This is a genomic window from Mycoplasma sp. 1199 (assembly GCF_034863365.1).
Taxonomy (GTDB): domain Bacteria; phylum Bacillota_I; class Bacilli_A; order Mycoplasmatales; family Metamycoplasmataceae; genus Mycoplasmopsis.
In genome coordinates this window covers 288,902-308,807 of the sequence record NZ_JAYFFA010000001.1, presented here as the reverse complement: position 1 = coordinate 308,807, position 19,906 = coordinate 288,902, and the positions used below count along the sequence as shown (strand labels likewise).

18 protein-coding genes are annotated in these 19,906 nt (G+C 28.3%); 13 read left to right on the top strand and 5 right to left on the bottom strand.

Going from position 1 to position 19,906, the window contains the following annotated elements; all coding sequences use genetic code 4:
- Positions 1-2,482 (bottom strand): hypothetical protein (locus VBM89_RS01155; protein ID WP_323188491.1); only part of this gene is annotated, 2,482 nt, incomplete at its 3' end.
- 172 nt (positions 2,483-2,654) lie between these two features.
- Here VBM89_RS01155 and VBM89_RS01150 point away from each other — a divergent pair.
- Genes VBM89_RS01150 through VBM89_RS01100 form a run of 11 tightly spaced genes read left to right on the top strand, consistent with a single transcriptional unit; the run spans position 2,655 to position 14,590 of the window.
- The gene (locus VBM89_RS01150) at positions 2,655-3,689 is read left to right on the top strand and encodes a DnaB-like helicase C-terminal domain-containing protein (protein ID WP_323188490.1); all 1,035 of its coding nucleotides are present in this window, start codon (positions 2,655-2,657) and stop codon (positions 3,687-3,689) included.
- Complete coding sequence (locus VBM89_RS01145; RefSeq protein ID WP_323188489.1) at positions 3,676-4,494, top strand: hypothetical protein; 819 nt, start codon at positions 3,676-3,678, stop codon at positions 4,492-4,494. Before VBM89_RS01150 ends, VBM89_RS01145 begins: the two co-directional genes overlap by 14 nt.
- A gap of 9 nt (positions 4,495-4,503) precedes the next feature.
- Positions 4,504-6,183 (top strand): hypothetical protein, encoded by a 1,680-nt coding sequence (locus tag VBM89_RS01140; RefSeq protein WP_323188488.1) that lies wholly within the window; start codon positions 4,504-4,506, stop codon positions 6,181-6,183.
- Positions 6,170-7,378 (top strand): hypothetical protein, encoded by a 1,209-nt coding sequence (locus tag VBM89_RS01135; RefSeq protein WP_323188487.1) that lies wholly within the window; start codon positions 6,170-6,172, stop codon positions 7,376-7,378. The genes VBM89_RS01140 and VBM89_RS01135 overlap by 14 nt, the downstream gene beginning before the upstream one ends.
- Positions 7,362-9,512 (top strand): hypothetical protein, encoded by a 2,151-nt coding sequence (locus tag VBM89_RS01130; protein ID WP_323188486.1) that lies wholly within the window; start codon positions 7,362-7,364, stop codon positions 9,510-9,512. Before VBM89_RS01135 ends, VBM89_RS01130 begins: the two co-directional genes overlap by 17 nt.
- 40 nt (positions 9,513-9,552) lie before the next feature.
- A complete protein-coding gene (locus VBM89_RS01125; protein ID WP_323188485.1) occupies positions 9,553-10,068 on the top strand; it encodes a hypothetical protein in 516 nt (171 codons plus the stop codon).
- An 11-nt stretch (positions 10,069-10,079) separates the two neighbouring features.
- Positions 10,080-11,039: a hypothetical protein gene (locus VBM89_RS01120; RefSeq protein WP_323188484.1), complete on the top strand. Its 960-nt coding sequence runs from the start codon at positions 10,080-10,082 to the stop codon at positions 11,037-11,039.
- Positions 11,040-11,045: 6 nt separating this feature from the next.
- Positions 11,046-12,380, top strand: a complete 1,335-nt coding sequence (locus VBM89_RS01115; protein WP_323188483.1) for a hypothetical protein — start codon at positions 11,046-11,048, stop codon at positions 12,378-12,380.
- Position 12,381: 1 nt separating this feature from the next.
- The gene (locus VBM89_RS01110; RefSeq protein ID WP_323188482.1) at positions 12,382-14,052 is read left to right on the top strand and encodes a hypothetical protein; all 1,671 of its coding nucleotides are present in this window, start codon (positions 12,382-12,384) and stop codon (positions 14,050-14,052) included.
- A 3-nt stretch (positions 14,053-14,055) separates the two neighbouring features.
- Positions 14,056-14,415 (top strand): hypothetical protein, encoded by a 360-nt coding sequence (locus tag VBM89_RS01105; RefSeq protein WP_323188481.1) that lies wholly within the window; start codon positions 14,056-14,058, stop codon positions 14,413-14,415.
- Between the two features lies 1 nt (position 14,416).
- Positions 14,417-14,590: a hypothetical protein gene (locus VBM89_RS01100; protein ID WP_323177455.1), complete on the top strand. Its 174-nt coding sequence runs from the start codon at positions 14,417-14,419 to the stop codon at positions 14,588-14,590.
- On the opposite strand, the gene VBM89_RS01095 is transcribed toward VBM89_RS01100, so the two are convergent.
- From VBM89_RS01095 to VBM89_RS01080, 4 genes are read right to left on the bottom strand one after another with little or no spacing between them, the layout of a single operon-like run.
- Entirely contained in the window at positions 14,587-15,093 is a 507-nt protein-coding gene (locus VBM89_RS01095; protein WP_323188480.1) for a hypothetical protein, read from the bottom strand. The two genes, VBM89_RS01100 and VBM89_RS01095, sit on opposite strands and share 4 nt — an antisense overlap.
- 2 nt (positions 15,094-15,095) lie before the next feature.
- A complete protein-coding gene (locus VBM89_RS01090; RefSeq protein ID WP_323188479.1) occupies positions 15,096-15,554 on the bottom strand; it encodes a hypothetical protein in 459 nt (152 codons plus the stop codon).
- Positions 15,554-15,886 carry a hypothetical protein gene (locus VBM89_RS01085; RefSeq protein ID WP_323188478.1) on the bottom strand — a complete coding sequence of 111 codons (333 nt, stop codon included), beginning with the start codon at positions 15,884-15,886 and terminating at the stop codon, positions 15,554-15,556. The genes VBM89_RS01090 and VBM89_RS01085 overlap by 1 nt, the downstream gene beginning before the upstream one ends.
- The gene (locus VBM89_RS01080; RefSeq protein ID WP_323188477.1) at positions 15,873-16,907 is read right to left on the bottom strand and encodes a tyrosine-type recombinase/integrase; all 1,035 of its coding nucleotides are present in this window, start codon (positions 16,905-16,907) and stop codon (positions 15,873-15,875) included. Before VBM89_RS01080 ends, VBM89_RS01085 begins: the two co-directional genes overlap by 14 nt.
- A 1,417-nt stretch (positions 16,908-18,324) precedes the next feature.
- Here VBM89_RS01080 and VBM89_RS01075 point away from each other — a divergent pair.
- Positions 18,325-18,462, top strand: coding sequence for a hypothetical protein (locus VBM89_RS01075; protein WP_323188476.1), 138 nt, complete (start codon positions 18,325-18,327; stop codon positions 18,460-18,462).
- Between the two features lie 161 nt (positions 18,463-18,623).
- Entirely contained in the window at positions 18,624-19,853 is a 1,230-nt protein-coding gene (locus VBM89_RS01070) for an IS3 family transposase (protein ID WP_323188475.1), read from the top strand.
- Positions 19,854-19,906 lie beyond the last annotated feature (53 nt).

The window sequence follows — 19,906 nt, the reverse complement described above, 5'->3', positions numbered from 1 at the left end:
CTTTTTGTTTTTGTGTTAAATATGAATAATCAGAATTAATTTTTCTAATCGCTTCTTCTTTAGCTGTTTTTAATCTCTCTTCACCGTTTAAAGCAGTAACAGCATTATTAAGTGCTGTAGTTTTTTCTTTTACTTGTTCTAAAGTTAAATTAGGTCCACTTGTTTTATTAATGTCATTTTCTTTAGCAGTAATTAAATTTTCTAAAGTATTTTGATTATCTGCTTGAGTATAATCGGTAGTTGTTCTAATTGATTCAATGTTAGCTGCACTTTGACCATAACTTTTCATAGCACCGTCAAGTTTTTTATTTTCAGCATCTTGATTATTAACACCATTTACAGTTGCTAATGCGTTAATTTTATTAATTGCATCTGTTTTTTGCGCATCATTTAGATATGTATAAGAAGTATCTAATTTATTTTTTGCTTGTTGTTTGGCTTCTGTTAGATTTTCATCACCATTTAAATCTTCTTTCGTTTGTTTTAAGGCTGTAATTTTTTGATCAATTTGTTCAATTGTTAAATTATCAGTTGAACTTGATAAATCAGTGCTTCTTTGATCTAAAGCATTATCAAAAGCAGTTTTTTCATCATTATCTGCTTCAGTATAATCAGTGCTTTTCTTAATTGTTGCTACATTGTCTTCATCTCTGCTAGTATCATCCTTGAATGTATTTTTATAATCATTCATTTTTTGATTTACTGTTTCTGATTCAGTTAAAATTGCATTTACTTTTGTAGCATCATTAATATTTTGATCATTAATTTTATTTTTGAAATATTCTTTTTGTGCTGGATTTAAACTATCTAAACTATCTATTTTAGCCTTTGTGATTGTTTTAAGTAGAGGAAAATCATATGGACTATTATTTTCATTTATAGTTTCAGAACTAATTAAATTTTTATATTTATCTTTTTCTGTGTCTTCTAAAGAAGTTTGATTAATTAAATTATTAGCATTTTCTTTCATTTTGCTAAAAATTTCTTTTTCAATTTCTTTAATTTTTGTATCTTTTGCTTGATCGTCCAAATTTGAATCTTTATAAACGTTTTTAATTTGCTCACGATAAGGATCTTTTTGTTGTTCATTAGTTCATAAACTAAATTTATTTAAGATTTTTTCTACATTTGAATCCGCTTCAACTGAATTTTTGATCTCATTTCCAAGTTCTACCAATTTAGAATAATTATCTGCATCTTTGCCCAAACTATCGATTTTGTCAGTATAGCGTTTTTTCTGCTCATCAGATAAAGAAGAATCTGAAAGTATTTTTTCTAATTCTGCAACTTTTTCTTTATATTTTAATAAACCTTCTAATTTTTCTTCAGCAGCAACATAAGTGCTTAAACCTGTTGTTAACTCTTGATTAGTAGTAGTTAAATTTAATATTTTTTGTTTCTTTCTACTACTTCAACCAGCACTTTCAATACTTCCATCAATAGCTGTATTTAATCCATTTAACTTGTTTTGTAATTCTTGTAATTGAGTTGTTAATTTTTCTTTTTCACTATCAAAACCTGCTTTATCAGGATCTTCAGGTTCAAATTTATAATCAAAAGAAGATTTTTTCTCTTGATAAGTAGCCAATTTTTCTCTAATTTGAGCAATTTTGTTATTTATCCCAATTAATCCATTATCCCCTAATAAGTCCAAGGCTTTATCATAAGTTCCACCTCTTGCTTTTTCATTAGCATTGAAGTTATTGCTATTTTTTAATCAATTCAACAATGTATTGCTTAAATCCTGTGGAATATTTCTATTTAAATTATCTGGATCACTTGAATTAACAGTTGCATTTTTTACAATAGTTACAAAATTATCATAATATGCTCTAGGAGCGTTGTAAACTTCTTTTTTTAACTCTTCTTTAAGTTCATTTAAAACACAAGTTTCAAATTCTTCAAAAGTATTAAATCTTCCTCAATATTCACTAAGTGTTTTAAAAGTTGTTAAATCTTTTATTTTTTGATCAAATACATCAATTGCATTTTCAGCTGCGTGATCTTCATCAGTAATGGCTTCTTCAGGCATATATCTTCATTCTATTGAACTTGTTTTGTTTTTGGAGTAAGCACCATTATATGAATTAAATCTTTCAAAAAATCAATTTTTAATTTCTTGAATTCACACATTTTTAGAGTTTTCATTATTAATTTGATTAAAACTTGGTAATTGAATAAAGAAATCATAAACTGATTGCAATTTATTTTCATCAATTGCAAAATCTATTATTTCATTATATTTTCTTGAAGTTTTGTATTCACCTGGCATATGTAAATTGACAATTCATTTTTGAATTTCAGTTCAACTACTTGTATCACCCTTTTTTTGTTTTTCAATAAAAGCTTTGAGTTCTTGAGCTGCTGCTTTCTGAGAATCATTTCAATTTTCTTGATTGGCAACAGTAATAGCTGAAATCGAAACTAAAGATGATGCTATTATCGCACCAAAAGAAAGAAAAATTTTTCTACTTTTCTTCATTTCAATAACACACCTTTCCTATATATATATATATATATATATATAATTTTGAGTTGCTGATATCACAAGCAAGTGGTGGGTGCTAAGAAAAAAAATAGGGTCTATGTTCATTTAATCACAACGCAAAATTTCAACCAATAATCTCTTTCAAAATTGAAGGAGATTTTTTTGTATGCAAAACTTTGAAAATATCAAAATCAAAGGTGTAGGTTCAGTAATAACTGAATGAATGGAAAAACCAAACTTGAATCAAATGACTTTAAAAGGGACAGGGTTTAAGTTTATAGACAATGAACTTCAGGGGTTAAGGCCTTCACAGTTTATTGTTTTAGGGGGAAGACCTGGTACAGGAAAAACAACCTTTTTAATTAACTTGATAAATGAACTCAATAGTTCATTAGATAAAGACGAGTGTGTCTTGTTCATCTCATTAGAACAAACTGCTTCAGAGATTACACAAAAGCTTTTTTCTATGAATACGTTTTATGAATTAAAAAACTTTTATGAGTCTTTAAATATAGTTGAAGATTTAAAAGCTTTCAATAAGATGGGTTTTGATAGAGTGATTGAAAACTCAAAATGTTATTTTGTAGATGACCCTGATATAAGAGCAGAACACATTAAAAACTTAATTGTATTTTTTGAACAAAGAACACAAAAGAAAGTTAGAGCTGTTTTCATAGACCATATACAAATACTTTCAACAGCTAAACATTTCTCTAGTAAGTATGAACAAACTTCATATATATCAAGAATATTAAAAAAGCTAGCTTTAGATACATCCATTCCTGTCGTTGCTCTTTCTCAAATGAGCAGAGACTGAACAACTTCACAACAAAGAAAACCAAAAACAACAAAAAAAGCAAATGAAAAAGGACAGCAACCTACACCAGTTGAAAAGTTAAAAGCAGAACCACCTGTTCTTACTGATTTAAGAGACAGTGGAAGTATAGAACAAGATGCTGATATTGTGTTGTTCCTATATGAGAGAGACATTGAAGAGAATAAAGAGAGAAACAATTATTCAATGGTTAATTTATCAATTGCTAAAAACAGGAATGGATGTATAGGAAAAGAACAAGAAATTGTATTCATTCAACCTTTAGCTTTAATGATTGAATTAACACAAGAAAATCAATCTTGAATTGTTAGTGCTTTTAGAAATCTAGAGAAACAAAGAAAGGAAAGAGAAAATGGAAAACAATAAAACAATCAACTACACCTTTCACAAAGGTTTCTCATATTGTGAAGGTGTAGTCTATGTTAAAGAAGTAAGTCAATTAATTACAAAAACAACACAAAGTGGTTTTGAAGTTAAAGAATTATATGTTGATGTTCTTTATGCTGATAAATTCCATTCAGAGAATTACAGACCAACACCTGCTTCAGCTAAATTAAAATTCACAGGAAAGCAAGCAGAACAAGCATCTAAAGAAATTCAAGTGGGACACTTCTTAAATTTCTATGGAAGTGTGTTAGCAAATGATTTCAATAATGAACACACCAATCATATATTTAATACATTTATGTATCTAATTTATCACTATCAGATACTTAACAAATACGTATCAGAGGTAATTGCTTACCATATAGCAGACGCTTATAAAGCAGTGCAAGGAACATTTATTTTTGTAAATGCTTCAGTCGAATTATTAACTGATGAAATTAGAACAGAGAAAAACTTTGTATATTGCAAAGCTGCTATTCCATTAAAAGACAATCAAAAGAAATTTTTAACATTAATCAAAACCTTAAAAGTAAGACACCCTGCTATGATGGATGGAGCAGTTCCACCAATATATGAATCACCTTATCTAAACAAAAAAGGTTCAAGAGCATTTGTAAAGTTTGTCCCTTTAGTCCAAAAGAACTTATCAAAAGATGAAAAGACAACTTATTATCAAGTGTATGGAAGCTATGAAGAACTTTCGATGGTTGAAGAACCACAAGAAAAACCAACAGAGACAAAACCAAAACACGAATCAAATTTTGAATTCGTAGAAGAAAAGTAGGAAGTTAATATGTCGTTGTTCCCACTCGAAAAATTAAAGGAGATATTACACTATACAGACCTTCCAGATAACCCTGCTTTTGATGCTTTTGAAAGCTCTGAATTCTTTGAAATTCAGAGTGGAGCAAAAGGGGTTTCGAAGTCTTTCAATGGTGCTATTATCACACTTTATAGATTAGCTAATGAAACCAACTTTAACTCTGTGTGATGTAGAAATCAATACAACCATATTAAGAATACATTGATACCAATGTTTCAAAAAGCAGCAGACTTTTTAGAAACAAAACACAAAATCAATATCAAGAGATATTTAGTCTTTACACAGGATGCTATCTACTGAAGTGATGGGACTGATACCAAAACATGTAGAAAAATATTGTTTCAAAACTTTGAAAAGATTCAAGCATTCCAAGGTATCACATTACCAAAAGCAGATTATTATTTTGGAGAGTTGGTTATTGATGAACCAATTGAAGACCCTGAAAACACAAACTATACACCCGGTCAATTAAGGGACTTATACCAAAACCAAAAGGAGAACATACCTTTATTAATTCAAAACACTGTTTTGAGAACTAAAGCACCACAAGATACAAAATTAAAAGTTAAGTTCTTTTATAACATTTTTACAACAGAGCACTTTTTAATAACTGATTATCACAATAAAGTCATTCCATTAATTTCACACAATGGAACAACTAACATTCAAGTGTTAGATAGATTAGTTAAAGATAAGTTTATTTATGAAACATCCCCAACATTCTCTGAAGGTTTAGGCATTAATGTAATTATGTATTCAAAACTATTCACTCCAAATAGTGAAATGAGCGAAATACAAAAAAAACAATTTGAACTTTTAAAATCAACTAACTTCAGATTGTGAGTTATTACTGTAGCAGGTTTTGCTTTTGTTAATGAAGATAAACAAAGTGCTTTCTATCTTAAAAGTTTAATCTATGATAACAACAACTTTAATAGCAATATTGAATTCATTACAAAAGAGCAAGTATCAGAGTTTATAAGAGCAGGAAAAGTTTTAGGTGTTTTTGATGGATACGACCCCGGGAAGAGCGATAATGCTTCTTGATGTAGAACGCTGCTTTTAGATGATGGAAAGATTGTAATATTAGATGCTATAGAAGACCTTAAAAGGTTCTTCAAACATAGACCAACAAGAGTTGAAGTTAATAAGTTATTAATTGATTTGATTATTAAAAGCAATATTTGAATATTTGAAGAGTTAAAAAATTCTTATCATACAAATGAATTTTTTAACTTAAACAAATTTGAGAATGTTATCTTAACAGATAATGACCATGTAAGCGATTATGTAAATCTGGAACTCCAGCAATTAGCTAGCAAGTTCCCAGATTTCAAAATATATTCAAGATTAGCGAACAGAAAAGATACAAGAACTGAAAAGTTTGGTATCGAAAGCAGACAAAGATGAACAGAGTGAATCTTTGGAAATAATATGGTGTATATCTTAAATACAAATGATACAACAAAGCTATTAGAGAACTTATCAAAGCAATATGTTGAACCTGGAGAAAAGAAAAGAGATGAAACTGTTTTTCCAGAGATATATGACTTAATAAATGCTTTTGAAATGTCTAACAGCTTAACATACAAAAAGCAGAAAGTGCTTTGAAATTTAGCACAGCAAGGAGAGAATTATGGCGTTAGATAATGAAGCAATTTTCAAAAAAGGAGCTATGGTCATAAATAACTCCATTATTCCAACAGAGATTGATAATGAATTCAAAATCAACTCAAGAAGTTTTTTTGAAAAGCAAGGAGCATTACTTCAAGTTTCAGAGTTAGCAACTGAACTTCCAACTTTTGAGTTTGCTAATGGGAAAGAAGAGTTTGATGCTTTCTTAAAGAGAAATGATTTTCTTTCAATTATTCAACAACTAGAAAAGTTCTTATTCACAAAAGGAATTTGAGCTTTAGGAATTCAAAACAATAAAAAGGTAGTTTTAGCTCAAGTTGTCGATTATGAAACTAATGATGATAATGAGTTAGTTTATTTACAAATTAACACAGGTAAGTTATCAAACGGTGTTGATGAATATAACACATTTACAACATATGATTTATTAAATAATAAGGGTTATGTTGAAAAGTCAATTATTGATAAGAACGGAAAGAGACAACCGCTTTCAAGCTTATTAGGTAAAAGATACAAACAAGAAATATTCAAAGATAACTTTATTCCTTTTGTTATCTTCAAAAACAATTCAACAGGACAAGCAGAGATGGACTTAATAGACCAAGAACTTTTTGCTCTGTTAGACATTAAGTTGAGTGCTTTATATTTTGATAGTTTCTTATCTGCTCCAATTCCTTTAATCAATTGAGATTTAGGAAACTCTAAATCTAACAGTGTGTCTAAATCATTGTTCTCATTAGGAAAAGATAGAATCATTCAAACACACTCAATAGCACCTTATAGTGACCAAATGGTTAAACCTTTCGAAATAGCGCAATCACAAAGCACAGCGCTTTCAACAATTCAATCAATTGAAAGCATTATGTATTGAATCAAACAAGCTTTAATCTTCAAAAAAGATTCAACTGATGGTGGAACTCACAACATTCATTCAGTGGAAGCACAACAATTAAACAGTTCATATAATCACTATATTGAAGGTAAAGCAAACTTAAGAGAGATATATTATGAGAAGTTTGCTAGATTAGTGTTGAGAGTGTTAGGATTGGATTATTTACAAGATATCAATGTTATAACAACTAGCTCTTCAAAATATTTAGAACAACAAGCAAAAATATTATCAACTGACCAAAATGGGGTTCTATTAAATAGAAACCAAGACATTCGACAAACAAAAACAAATGAGGTAAACGATGAACTTCAACAATAACACTTCAAAGCTTTTTGTTTATAAGATTGAATCAAATAAACCTTTAAGCTTCATCAAACATAGTATCAATGTTATTAACTTATCAGAACCTGAAGAGTTTGATGTTATCAAGTTAAACCATACAAAACTATCAAACACCTTATTAGATGATGGTAATGTTAGCAATGAATTGTTTAACTCTTACACAATCACAGGAGATAGTGATTTATATAACTATTTAGAGGTTGAACCATCTAAAAACATCTTTTATCTTTTCACATTTGATAGTCCTTATGTGACTCAATTCAATGAGTTCTATATTATCGAAAACAAAATTGATAATATGGAACTCAACGATGTATTAGAAGCATATGCTGATATAACACTTACACAATTAGACTATTACAAAGAACTTCATAATATTGACTTTGTTATTAGGAAAAACAACCCTGTTGATTTAACAACTGATAACTTTGTCTTAAAGATGAATAAGGGAGCTTTAATCAACTCTATTAACTTCTTAAATGATAAAGATAGATTGATTAAAATGGACAACAGGTCTCAAGCTCCATATATGCTTACAATCAACCCTTTTAATGTGTTTAAAAATAGATATTCATTGAACTTCTGAAGTTTAGCAAATAACAATTTTTATTTATTAAATGAATATCTGAAAAACCAAAACACAATACCACAAAATGAGTTTTTAATTTTCTTAAAAGAATTAATAAGTGTAACTAATACAGTGAAGTCAGGTTATAAAGGACTTAATGAAGAAGCTATTAAGAAGTTTGAAGAAAAAAACGGGAAGATATCAGACTTAAAGAATTGAACAGATAATGCAATTAAAACAAAGTTAAATCAATATTTTGTATCTGGTGAGTTTGAAAAGACAAATATATTAAAAAACTATATTCTAGCTTTCTCAAATATGCTTATAACAACATATGCTTGAAAAGGTGGTCTGAATGATGAAAACTTCCTTTATTCTCCTTTAATCTCTTGATACAACAATGGAGAATATAAATGATTTTCTTACTTATATGATGTTGATAATAATGGAGACATCTTATCAAGGATAAAAAACACATTTTTGAATAACAACACTTTTATGTTCAATGGTTCAAATGTTCAACTTCCAATTTTAGGTGAATCATTAACAGAGATCGATTATTCATCAACACCAGTTGAATTTAATGATAAGTCTTATAACTATAACTGACCTTTTTACTTATTTTTAAAACCATCAGGGTTTAAGAAACTAGTTGAATATAGTGCTGCTATTGACCAAAATATAGGAGCAAGCACAAGGTCAGTAATTGTTCCTTATAGAGTGATGAATGTTGTAATTGGTGAAAGTAATAATTATCCTTCAGAGAGATTTTATATTCCACCAACTGTTATTTCAAAATTTATAAATGATAACCCTCAATATGGTGGAGAGTCAATTTATCATTTTTATGACTTTGAAAGATATTCAAACAGCTTTATATCAGTAAATACCGATTTAATTTATGGTGAAAGATATAACTGATATAAAAACCTTATAAAAGGAATTAAGGAATTTGAAAGTCAAGCAAGATATCATTATCATATTAGTGATGAGTACGAACTTATAGATTATAAGTTAGCATCTAAATGGATAAGGTCTGATGTTATTCAAGCACACGGTGGTCACGGGGGAGTTGCTTACACTTCTTCACTTGGAAGTGCTAGAAAAAATTATATTAATAAATGATTAAAAGAAGCAGATGTGATACTTCCTGAATTAGATAAGTACCCTGATAAATATCTTCCATTGTTTGATAAAAACGGAAATGAAATAAGTCCAACTCCAGGTTGAGCTGATAGACCAAAAGATTCAACAATTGGTCTAGCACAATTTGTTTTCTCAAACAAACCAAAAGCAATTAAACCACACCAATTCTATGAAACACTTAACAATACAATATTTAACTCACCTGATGAGTTTGTTAAGTCAGTAGGTCTAGTTGATGATGACTTTCAAGACCATAACAGTATTGTTATTCATAAAGAGAATAATGATACTGTTAGATGCATTGAAATTAGAGCATTATGACTAGATTGAATTATGGTTAATGATATGGAAATTCCAATCAATAACAAACCATATAACAAAATTATTTTCTGATAAGAAAGGACAAGGAACTGCGGCCTTATAAAGACAGAACATTATGGAAATTATCAAGAAGATTTCACAAAAATTAGGTCTTTCTGACCAAGAAACTTTTCAAAAATTAGGTTTATCTGAAGATGCTAAAAGAACTCAAATTCTTAATGCTTTAGATACATATGCTATTTTTGAAACAAAAGAAGAATTAGAGAACTATATTAAAACAAAGTTATCAAATAAAGAACAAGAGATTGAAACTCTAAAATCAACTCTCTCTGAATTTGAAACAACAAAAGAACTCTATTCAAAACTTTTTGAAGAGAATAAATTAGCAAAAGAAAATATTAAGTTAATTGTTGATAATACCATTGATACAATGAACTTTAAAGGAAAAGTTAACAAAGAAAAGATTGAGCTCAATAATTTAGATTTTACTAATTTAAAAACTTCAATATTAAAACAAGCTTCTGAATTAGGTTGAGAAGTTAAAGAAGAAACACCAGAACCAACACAAAGCAAAGAACCGCAACAAGAGTTCAAAGCTAAGTATTGAGGTAATGGAATAATCATAGATTAAAGGAGATAAACATGTTAAATACACAAATTAAATCAATTTTAACAAGTGAAAAGAGTTTAGTAGATGCATCAAACTCAAACTCACCAATTACACTTTCACAAATCACAGCGACACAATTAGTTGATTACTATAAAGACAGATCACTTTTTTCAAAATACGCACAAGGGAACACAGTTTTAGAAGTTTCACAAAGAAGCATTTCTGTTATGTTAAACCCTTCAACTGTTTTCAAAAATAGAGCAGAAGGAATTGGAGCAGGAGCACCTGATAAATTCAGATTAGGAAAACAAGTTTCAGTAAGCTGAAATGAACCTTTAGTTGCTTATGAAGGACTTACAGCTCAAGAAAAAGAATTGCTACCAATTGATATTGCTTCAATTAAGCTTTCAAAGATGTCTCAAGACTTCGTTAGATTAACAGAAAGAACAGGATTCAACCTTTTAGAAAATAGAGCTATTGAAAACAGCAAAGTTTCAGTTATTGATTTCGAAACAAAAACACCTGCTGAATATAAAAAAGAAATTGTTAAGTTAGCAACAAAACTTACATTAACATATTCACCAGAACAAGGAATTGACCAAATTGCACCAGATGATATTTTAGTATCAATTCACCCTGTAGCATTTGACTATTTAGCTGATGCTGGAGTTGTTGGAGACAGAGCAAAAGAAACATTTGATGGTGGTCAATACTCAATTGGTTATATCGGCGGTTACAAAGTTGTTTCTAACCCTTTTCTTAACCAATTAGATGTGTTGGTTGCTCCAACATTCGTTGGTTTAAGAGCGGTAAATGCTATCAAAATGTATATGGGACCAATTGATAATGCTTCAGCTGATATTGTTGTAAGAGCTGAAATTGCTAATGCTTTAGGTGTTTTATACACTGGGTTAGTTTATGGTATTGCTTCAAGCGCTAAATCTAAACAAAATGAAGACAAATTCATCACTGAACCAGCTACAAGAGATTAGACAGTTATGCTTTTAGTTTTCAAGGAACCTCAAATTAAGTATCAATCAACACAAGAGAGATTATCTTATTTAAGAGCTATCAGAGAAGACAAGGAGAAAAAAGATGAAACAATTTGAAGCAAAATATTCAAAGCTGTTTCATCTTTTTTTATAGACGTTGTTTTAGAGGTAGCAATTGATGCTTTAAGTGTGGTATTACCAATTGGTGCTATTCCTTTACAACTTATCAAGATAGGAGCAAGATTTGTAAAGAATGTAATTGTTTCATTGGTTGAGAATAATGGAGCAGTTGATTGAGCTTCTGTTGCTATATCAACTGCTATTGAAACAGCAACCTTTGGTTTAGCAAAAGGACTTTCATATATTAAAAAAGTAACTAAATTTGGAAAGGGTATTGCTAAAGGTATTCAAGCAGCAAAAAAAGCTGTTTCATTTATTAAACAAGGACTAACACAAAAGATTGAAACAATTACAAAGACTGCTTTTAAGTATGTTGATAAATACAAACTAATTAAAAGCACCACAATTAGAAAGTTTGTAAATGCTAAAACAATAAGCAAAGCAATTCAAACAGGAAAAGAGTTTTTCTCAATTGTAAAGAACCCTTTTAGTTTAGTGACTAAATTATCAACAAAAGCACAACAATTAGTTAAAAAGAATATTAAAGACAAAATGGTTAGATTACAAGCTGCTTATTATAAAAAGCAATTACAAAATCAAATCATTAAAAAGAAGGTAATTAGTCCAAAAACAGCAAACAAATATATCAGAGCAAATAGATTAGCAAATAAAGGACAATTCTATTTTAATAGTTCGTGAATTAGTGGAATACGACTTTATGATGAAAGATATTGAGACCAAAGCAATGATGTTTCATTCTTCTTATACTTTAAGAGAGATGCGACTAAATCAAAGAACTCTCCAAAAGGAAAAAGACCTTTACAATTCACTATGTCTTACCAAGAAATGTTTAACTTCTTAAAAGCTCCATCAAAAGGACAATATTATTTGGACAATTGAGCTTGAGGTTGAGATATGGGAAGAATAAGAATAGACACATCAACAGAGTTCGAAGTTGATAAGTTAGTTCAAAGAGATTTCCTTAAGAGATTCAGATTAGCTGAGCATTATGCTACAGCTGATGCTTTAGATGAAACATTATTTCAAACAAACCAATATGATAAATATGTTAAAAAACACAGAACAAACAAAACACAACTATTTGCTTATCAAACTACAAATGCTAAAGGTAAAAAAGTACTTAAATTCACACCTTACATTTACGGTAATGAATCACGAACATTTACAAAACAAGCAAAGAGAATAAAAAGGACAAAATAAGATGGACAGACAAGAAGTTTTATTTATCAAAAATATGGGTCTATCATTTGAAGAGTTTAAAAGCTCTGAATTCAATATGCTAGTCCCTTTCAAGACACCAAAAAAGCTCTCTAATTTAATGAGTGAGTTATCAGATGAAGAAATATATAACAGAGTAATTTACAGCGTTTATAACTCTGTTAATGCTTTAATAAACAGTGTTGTATCACTGGTTGCTAAAAAAGTTGATTACAATGTGGAACAGTTCAAAAACGCTATTGGAGATGATAGATATCAATTACTTAAAAAATCAATGTTCCACGAAGTAAATAATAGATATACAAATAATGCTATTCCTGAAGTTAATTCAAGACTTACACTTTTAGGAGGTTCTGCTCAAGTATTAGGAACACAAAGAGAGTTTGTATTTGCTGAACAACATTTGAACCCGATTGCTGCTAAATTGCTTTATGATGGTGAATGAGATAGTTTAGGGGTTGAAATTGTTAAAGGTTTAGACAAGCTATCAGGTTTTGTTTCAACAACTGATTTTGATAAGGTAAATGAAGATATTAAAGGATTTAAAAAGACAGTTGAAACAAAGACAGAACAAATAGACACAGACATTAAAAACCTTAAGTTATCAGCTGAAAGAATACCATCATCAATTGAATGAGCAGAGATTAGAAAAAATATTCAAATGGACAAAGTCCAAGCAAATCAAATTTTAGATAACATTAACAAAATTGAGCAACTAGAAGCTGAAAGAACTAGGTTAGAGAATGCTCTAAATCAAGAGATTGAAGCTTTTTCAACATTTAAAAGAAACTATGAAGAGCAATACACTAACACACTTCAAAGCATCAATGAAGTAAGAGCAGCAGATGAAGAGAAATGAAATTCAGTATATCCTACTTTAACGCTTTGAAAAGATAACGTTGACTTGAAAGTTAAAGAAGTGTACGACAGCTTATTCGGAAGTGATGATGCTGCTGAAGGAGAACCAGAACTAGGATTTCTTAAACAAGCTGAACAAAAGTTTAAAGAGCTAGTTCAAAACATCGAAGAGCTTGAAAAGACAAAATCAAACGGTGAAGCTACCAAATATCTTTATCAACTGGTTAAAGTAATGAGGGAAGAGTTAGATTCACAACCCTGAAATAGTGATATTGCGGATTTAGGAGAAACAGTTGACGAGATGGGAACAACACTAGCTTGAGCTATTAACACAACTGAACAGGAGCAATTCACAGGGGAATATCTAGACGGTTTCCCTATATATAAGAAATTAGTTAAATATGAAACTGAATGAAGTAACGACACACCTTCAACATTAATAGCAGGGGTTAAAGACTTAGTGAATATTGAGGGGAGTTTTTCTGCTTATTCATCAACTGATGAACCACAAAATAGAAAGCAATTTCCAATCTTACAAATATCACATGCAGCTATAGGAGCACAAGGAGATTACTTCTATGTTGAGAATAATGAACTTAAGTTCAAAGCAGGACAAAAAACACCATACATTTACAGAGAAGCAGTTGAGAAAATTGCAATCAATGTTGTTATCAAATATACAAAATCAACAGACACACAATTAACAATATGAGATAGAGCATCTAACCATAGAGACCCCATATCTCCAAATGAATATGCTATATTAGTAGCACGCTTTAAGAATAGTTCAAGGTAAAAAATGAGTGAAAATGTAATTACAGCAATAGCAGGAGCAGGTGGTTCTGTTACTGTTATTGCTTTGATGTATGTTGTTTATTGATTAATAACTAAATACAAACAAAACAAGCAGCCAAACAATGTAAATAAGTCTGCTAATCACATTAATATAACAAACACAAAACAAGGAGATGAAGTGAATGCATTGATTCATCTAATAGAACAGCAAACAAAGAAAATAGATGATATTAACAAAAGATTAAGAAACATTGAACTTTCACAAGATAGATATAATGCTGCTTTTAAGGTATATGTTGAAAACAATGGTGTATCTAATGATGTGAAAAAGATAGTTAAACAAATTATTGATGGAGAAAATTAAAATGGACAAGATAAGACAATTTTTTAAAAAGGTTTTAGATTTCTTTAAGTGAATGAAAGTTCATTCAATAGATGCTGCTATTACAGTGCTAGAGAATGTCCCTTTAGAGCAAGAAGAGCTCGAAAGACTTAAAGAGATTATTAAGACCAAGGACAAAGAAAAAACAGCAGTTTAAGCTGTTTTTTTGTTTGTATTGAGCTTCTTAATCTTTCATTGTTGGTTCTGTTTGAAAGCGATGTAAGGAGTAGCAGAGTGCTTTTTTGAATATTCTAACAAGTTAGTCAAATCATATTCATTATTATGATTATCGTGTGGTTTAACTTGTATAAATATAAGTTCATTATTTGGGTTGGTTCCATATAAATCAACTTTGTATTTCATATCAACAAAAGAAGAAGTTGCTTTGATTTTGAAGTTTGCTTTATTAAGTAAATTAGCAAGCTGTAGTTCTTTTCTGAAGTTTATAAAAGTCATATACATTAAAATATGTTTATATTGTGGGTATAAGTCAAGGTCGATTTCTTTTGTATGCATTCACTTTATCATATAAGTTTTAAATGTTTGTGAAAACTTCGAATCAAATTCACTAAATGAAGAAGGAAGGTTTTTTCAGAGATATTCTTTTATATCTATTCCAAGCTCTCCGAAGTTTGGAAGTTTGATTTTTTCTTTAATCATAATTATTTTAAAAACTTATCCCTTTGATATTTGTCTGAGTAATGCGTTTTTAGATAATATGTCGTTGTTCTATGAACTATCTCATAAATACCTTCAAAAACATCATTAAAGTTATTTGCATCGTTTTGATTTTGTCTATCAATATAATCATATAATTGTCTCTTCAAGAAGTCTAAAAATTCTTCTTCAACACTTCAAAATACTTCTAATTTCGAAATAAAGGAAATTACAGAAAACTTCTTATATGTTCAGAACATTTTATCAGCAAAAGACATTTGAACCATTAACTTCAAAGATTCTTTATTTGCAAGTATGGTAATTAATGAAATAACATTCTCATAGCTTTGTTTTTGTTTTCTGAAATCTCTTCATTCTCTGAAGTATCTTTTAAGCTTTTCTCATTTTCTTTCTTTTGGTTCTGTGAATAACAAAAGTTCAGATGGTATTTTTGTTTTCTTCATTATTTGTCCCCTTTATATTCTTTGAATGCTTTTATTTTTTTAAGTAATTCAACAGCTTCTGATTCAGTTAAGTTAGAACATACTTTATTGGTTCATAACTTTAAAACTTTAAGGTATGAATGAAAGACTGTCCCGTCTTCTTCTATCTTGCAAATATATGAGTTAAAATCATCAGAAATAGAGTTTTTGAACTTACTATCATAAACATAGTTTTGTTCCCTTACAAAGTCGTTTATTTCTTTAATAGGACAAGTTATAAATTCCTTTGAAGTTAAAAGTTTTGAAGTGATTTCTATTATTCTTGATATTTGTGAATGATTAATTGTTTTCATTATTTCCTCTTTCAAGCAATTCAATTTGTTTTCTTAATTTTTCATTTTCTTTTGCTAATTTTTGGTTTTCTAATCTTTCAGCTTCTAACAGTGCTAATTGTTTCTTTTCATTGATGAGAGCAATATCTTTAAAGTCTCTAAGTTGTTCAATTTCTCTCATCATTTCAGCTTGATTAATGAGTTTAAGTCTTGCTGGGTCAGTAGCATCTTTAACTATCTTTGCTAACTCTTCAGGTGTTTGAATTATGTATGTATTTATTAATGTTGTTGTGTCTTTATGACCTGTTGATTTTTGAATTTTTACAATATCTGTATTGTTTCTATATTGATTGGTAACAAACGCTTTTCTGAATGTATGAATTGTAATTGGTTTATCAGCAAACTCTGGTAAGTCTCTTTTTAGTTCAGCTATAAACTTTGTGAATTGATAATTCATATCTCTAGGGAATTTTGAATTATCAATGAATTCTTCATATAAAGGTCAATACTCTTTAGAGATGTTGTAAGCTCTAAAATTGTTGTTCTTGTTAGCTTGTGTATATGATGAATACACTTCTATTTCTTCCATATATACAAAGTTGTCTTTGTTAGCTAAAACATTACAAATTTCACTAAATCTAGCACCGTTTTCGATAGCAAATAAGACAAACGAAGCAACACCCTTTGAATTATCATAGTTGAGTGCATATTTCTTTATTTTAGAAAGTTCAACAACATCTGGAACATATGTTGCTGCTTTAACTGTTTTGATATTTGGAATGATTGAAACATCATAAACAAACTTTTGTTCTAGTTGGTTGTATTTTGTTATTAATGATTTAAGCATTGAGAAGAATGTTTGTTGTGAGCTAGGTTTTAATCTATCTCTGTAATCTTTTATTACTGTTTTAAGTTCTTCATTTGATGGTTCTGGTGTTGAGAAACATTTAAAGAAGTTATCAAAGAAATATTTATATGTCTGTCTTGTTTTTGAGTTATGTAAATTATCAACATAAATTTTTGAGTATTCTTTTAAATTCATTGTGCAAATAATCAAACTTTAAACTTTTCCCTGTTGATTTTTATGCTATACTATTCTTGAGGAAATCAACAGGGTCTGAATTAAAGGTTGATTTCCTTTCTTTTTTTATTTTCAAAGTTTGAAGCAGTTAAGTTAATAAATAAAGTCAGAGATTAAACAAGCATCTCTGACTTCTCTTTTTTAACATACTTAAAGAATGTATCACACAAATAACTAAAAGAAGTTATAAGTTCAACTGTATGCTAAACAAGGGTCTGACTTTTGTTTAACTGCTGTTAATATTATAACAGCATTTTTTTATTTTTTCCAAAATATTTTTTTATTCAACAAAATATATATTTTATTTATAAAATAAATAAAATATATGGTATAATATAAATGATATTTAAGCAGAGACAAATTTACAAAACAAGCATACAAAAAATCTCTTTCGTTTCTTAAGTATCACTGAACTCCAATCAGCCATAAGTGACCTTTCTTTGTAGAGATAAATGTAATACAAAAGCTAAAGCAAACTCACTTTTGGAGTTCTTTTATTTTGAAGAGTAAGCTGATACAAAATCAATTTATTATAGTTATAGATGCTGCTAGGGATTGAAAAGTTTTTTTCATTAATTATTCTTTTCTAAATTTAAAGAAATTGAACATTAATATATTATATTTTTTGAACTTAATTGTTGAGTTAGGTTATCACAAATAAGAATAAAGGGATTCTCACTCCTTAAAAGAATTTTCAAATAGTCAGAGTAAAAGAGCGATTTAAACAGTAATTAACATTGCTGTTTTTTTATTGCTTTGATGCTATCAACTTACACAAAGACTACTGATAAAAAGAACGTAAGCATATATAGTATATAAATATACTATATATGCAATAACATAATATGTATTTAAAAATATGTTAAAATAGTTTTTAAATACATATTATGTATATATACTAATATATAAAATATATTCATTAAAAATATATTTTATATATTAGTTATTAGTGTATATATCTTATATATACCTTATTTAATTTTTCCACTGTAGGAAGAAATTAAATAAGGTAATAAGGTATATATTTATATTTTAAAAATCATAATATTGTGTCTATATAGTTTGTTTTTCTCTGTTAAAATAATAGTAAGAAGATTATTGGTTGTTTTATGTCTTTTTAAAATATAAATAACAACACTTATTCTAATTAACTACTGAAAGACTTACTGTCCTCGTCTTGTGCTCCTGTTTGCTGACGACAAAACAAGGAGCTCAAGAACTTCGGACGGTTACTATTATGTTAGTTAAGTTATCATATGTGTAGTATCAAATTCTAAAAAGACATTGATAGACTTTATTTCTTAACACTTTTTAACTCATGATTATATATATATATATATATATATATATATATATATTATATACCTATGGAAAAATTATGAAAAAATTAAAACTTTTTTGAAAAATTGTATCAATTCCAGGTATGGCATTAATTCCTGTGGCATTTGTTGCTTCTTGTGAAAATTCTAAACAAAAAGAAATAAACAGGGACACCAAAAGTGGACAGAAGGGTTAATTAGACATAATAACACATCAATATTTTTAGGGTGGTTTCACATTTATGAAATTTTTAAGTGATTTTTGTGCAATTTTTTGGTTTTAAAAAAATACAAAAAATTAAACAGGGACACGAAATATGGACAATCCATATTTCGTGTTTTTTGTATAGGAGAATATATGAGACAACTTAAACAGCATGAATGACTTGAACTTTTTTCAATTTATCATGATTATAAAAAAGGTTTAATTGCAAAAAATGATTTTGAAAATAAGTTTCTTTCAATCAGAGGAATTAGCTTTTTTGATAAAAAATTCATAGAAGTGAAAAGATATTTTATTAGAAATTACAAAAGATATAATTTAGGTATGACTAATTTAGAATCTCAAACAGGCAAATCTTCTAAAAAAGGTAAAGGTGTAGGAAGGCGAAAAAAGAAAAATATAACCCCAATTGAAATTGTTAAAAAAGAGTGAGAGAAAATGCCAAAAGAACAATTAATAGAACTTTTGGAAATTTACAAAGATTCTTTTGATAAAAATGGAATTGAAGTTGATATTTCTAAGATAAAAAAGTCTTCAATTTCTGTAAGAAAATTGGCTCTTTCATTTAACAAGTCTAAATCAACCATTCATAATTTAAAAACAAAAAATAAACAAAATAAAAATCTAAAATTTAATAATAAATATGATGAATTAGTAATTAAATCATTTAAACAAAATAAATGTTTATTTGGAAGAAAAAGACTTGAAAATTATATAAAAAGACAATATCAAATAACGCTTAATTATAGAACTATTGGTAGAATAATGAATAGATTAAATTTGTTTTGTTTAATTAGAAAAAAGAGAAAAGACAGAGAACAAAAAAATACAAATGTAAAATTTATTGATTTAGTAAATCGAGATTACAAAGGTCAAAAAAATCAAATTATCGCAACAGATGTAACATATATTCAAGCCCCAAAAGATTGTGAAAACAATTTTGTTTTCTTGTCAGTTGCCATTGATCATAAAAGTAAATATATTGTTAATTACAATCTTTCAACAAAAAATGATCTTGAACTGGTTATGCAACATATGTCAAAAATAAAATTAAATCAAAAATGAATTGCACATTCTGATCATGGATTTCAATATTCTTCAAAAAATTATGTAGAAACAATTCAAAAGAACAATGGAGTGGTTTCAATGGGAAGGGTTGGAAATTCTTTGGATAATAGGAAAGCTGAATATTTCTTTTCAATTTTGAAATCTGAATGTTTAAAATTAATAGACATATCAAAAATTACATTTAAAGAACTTAAAAATTTAATTAATAATTTTATATTTTGATATAACACTGAAAGAATTCAATCTGTACTGAATTGAAAAACACCTCAAGAATCTTGAGGTGTTATGACAAATTAAACTTTTGTCCAATTTTCGTGTCCTAGTTTAAAATCAGCACTATTTTTATCTAG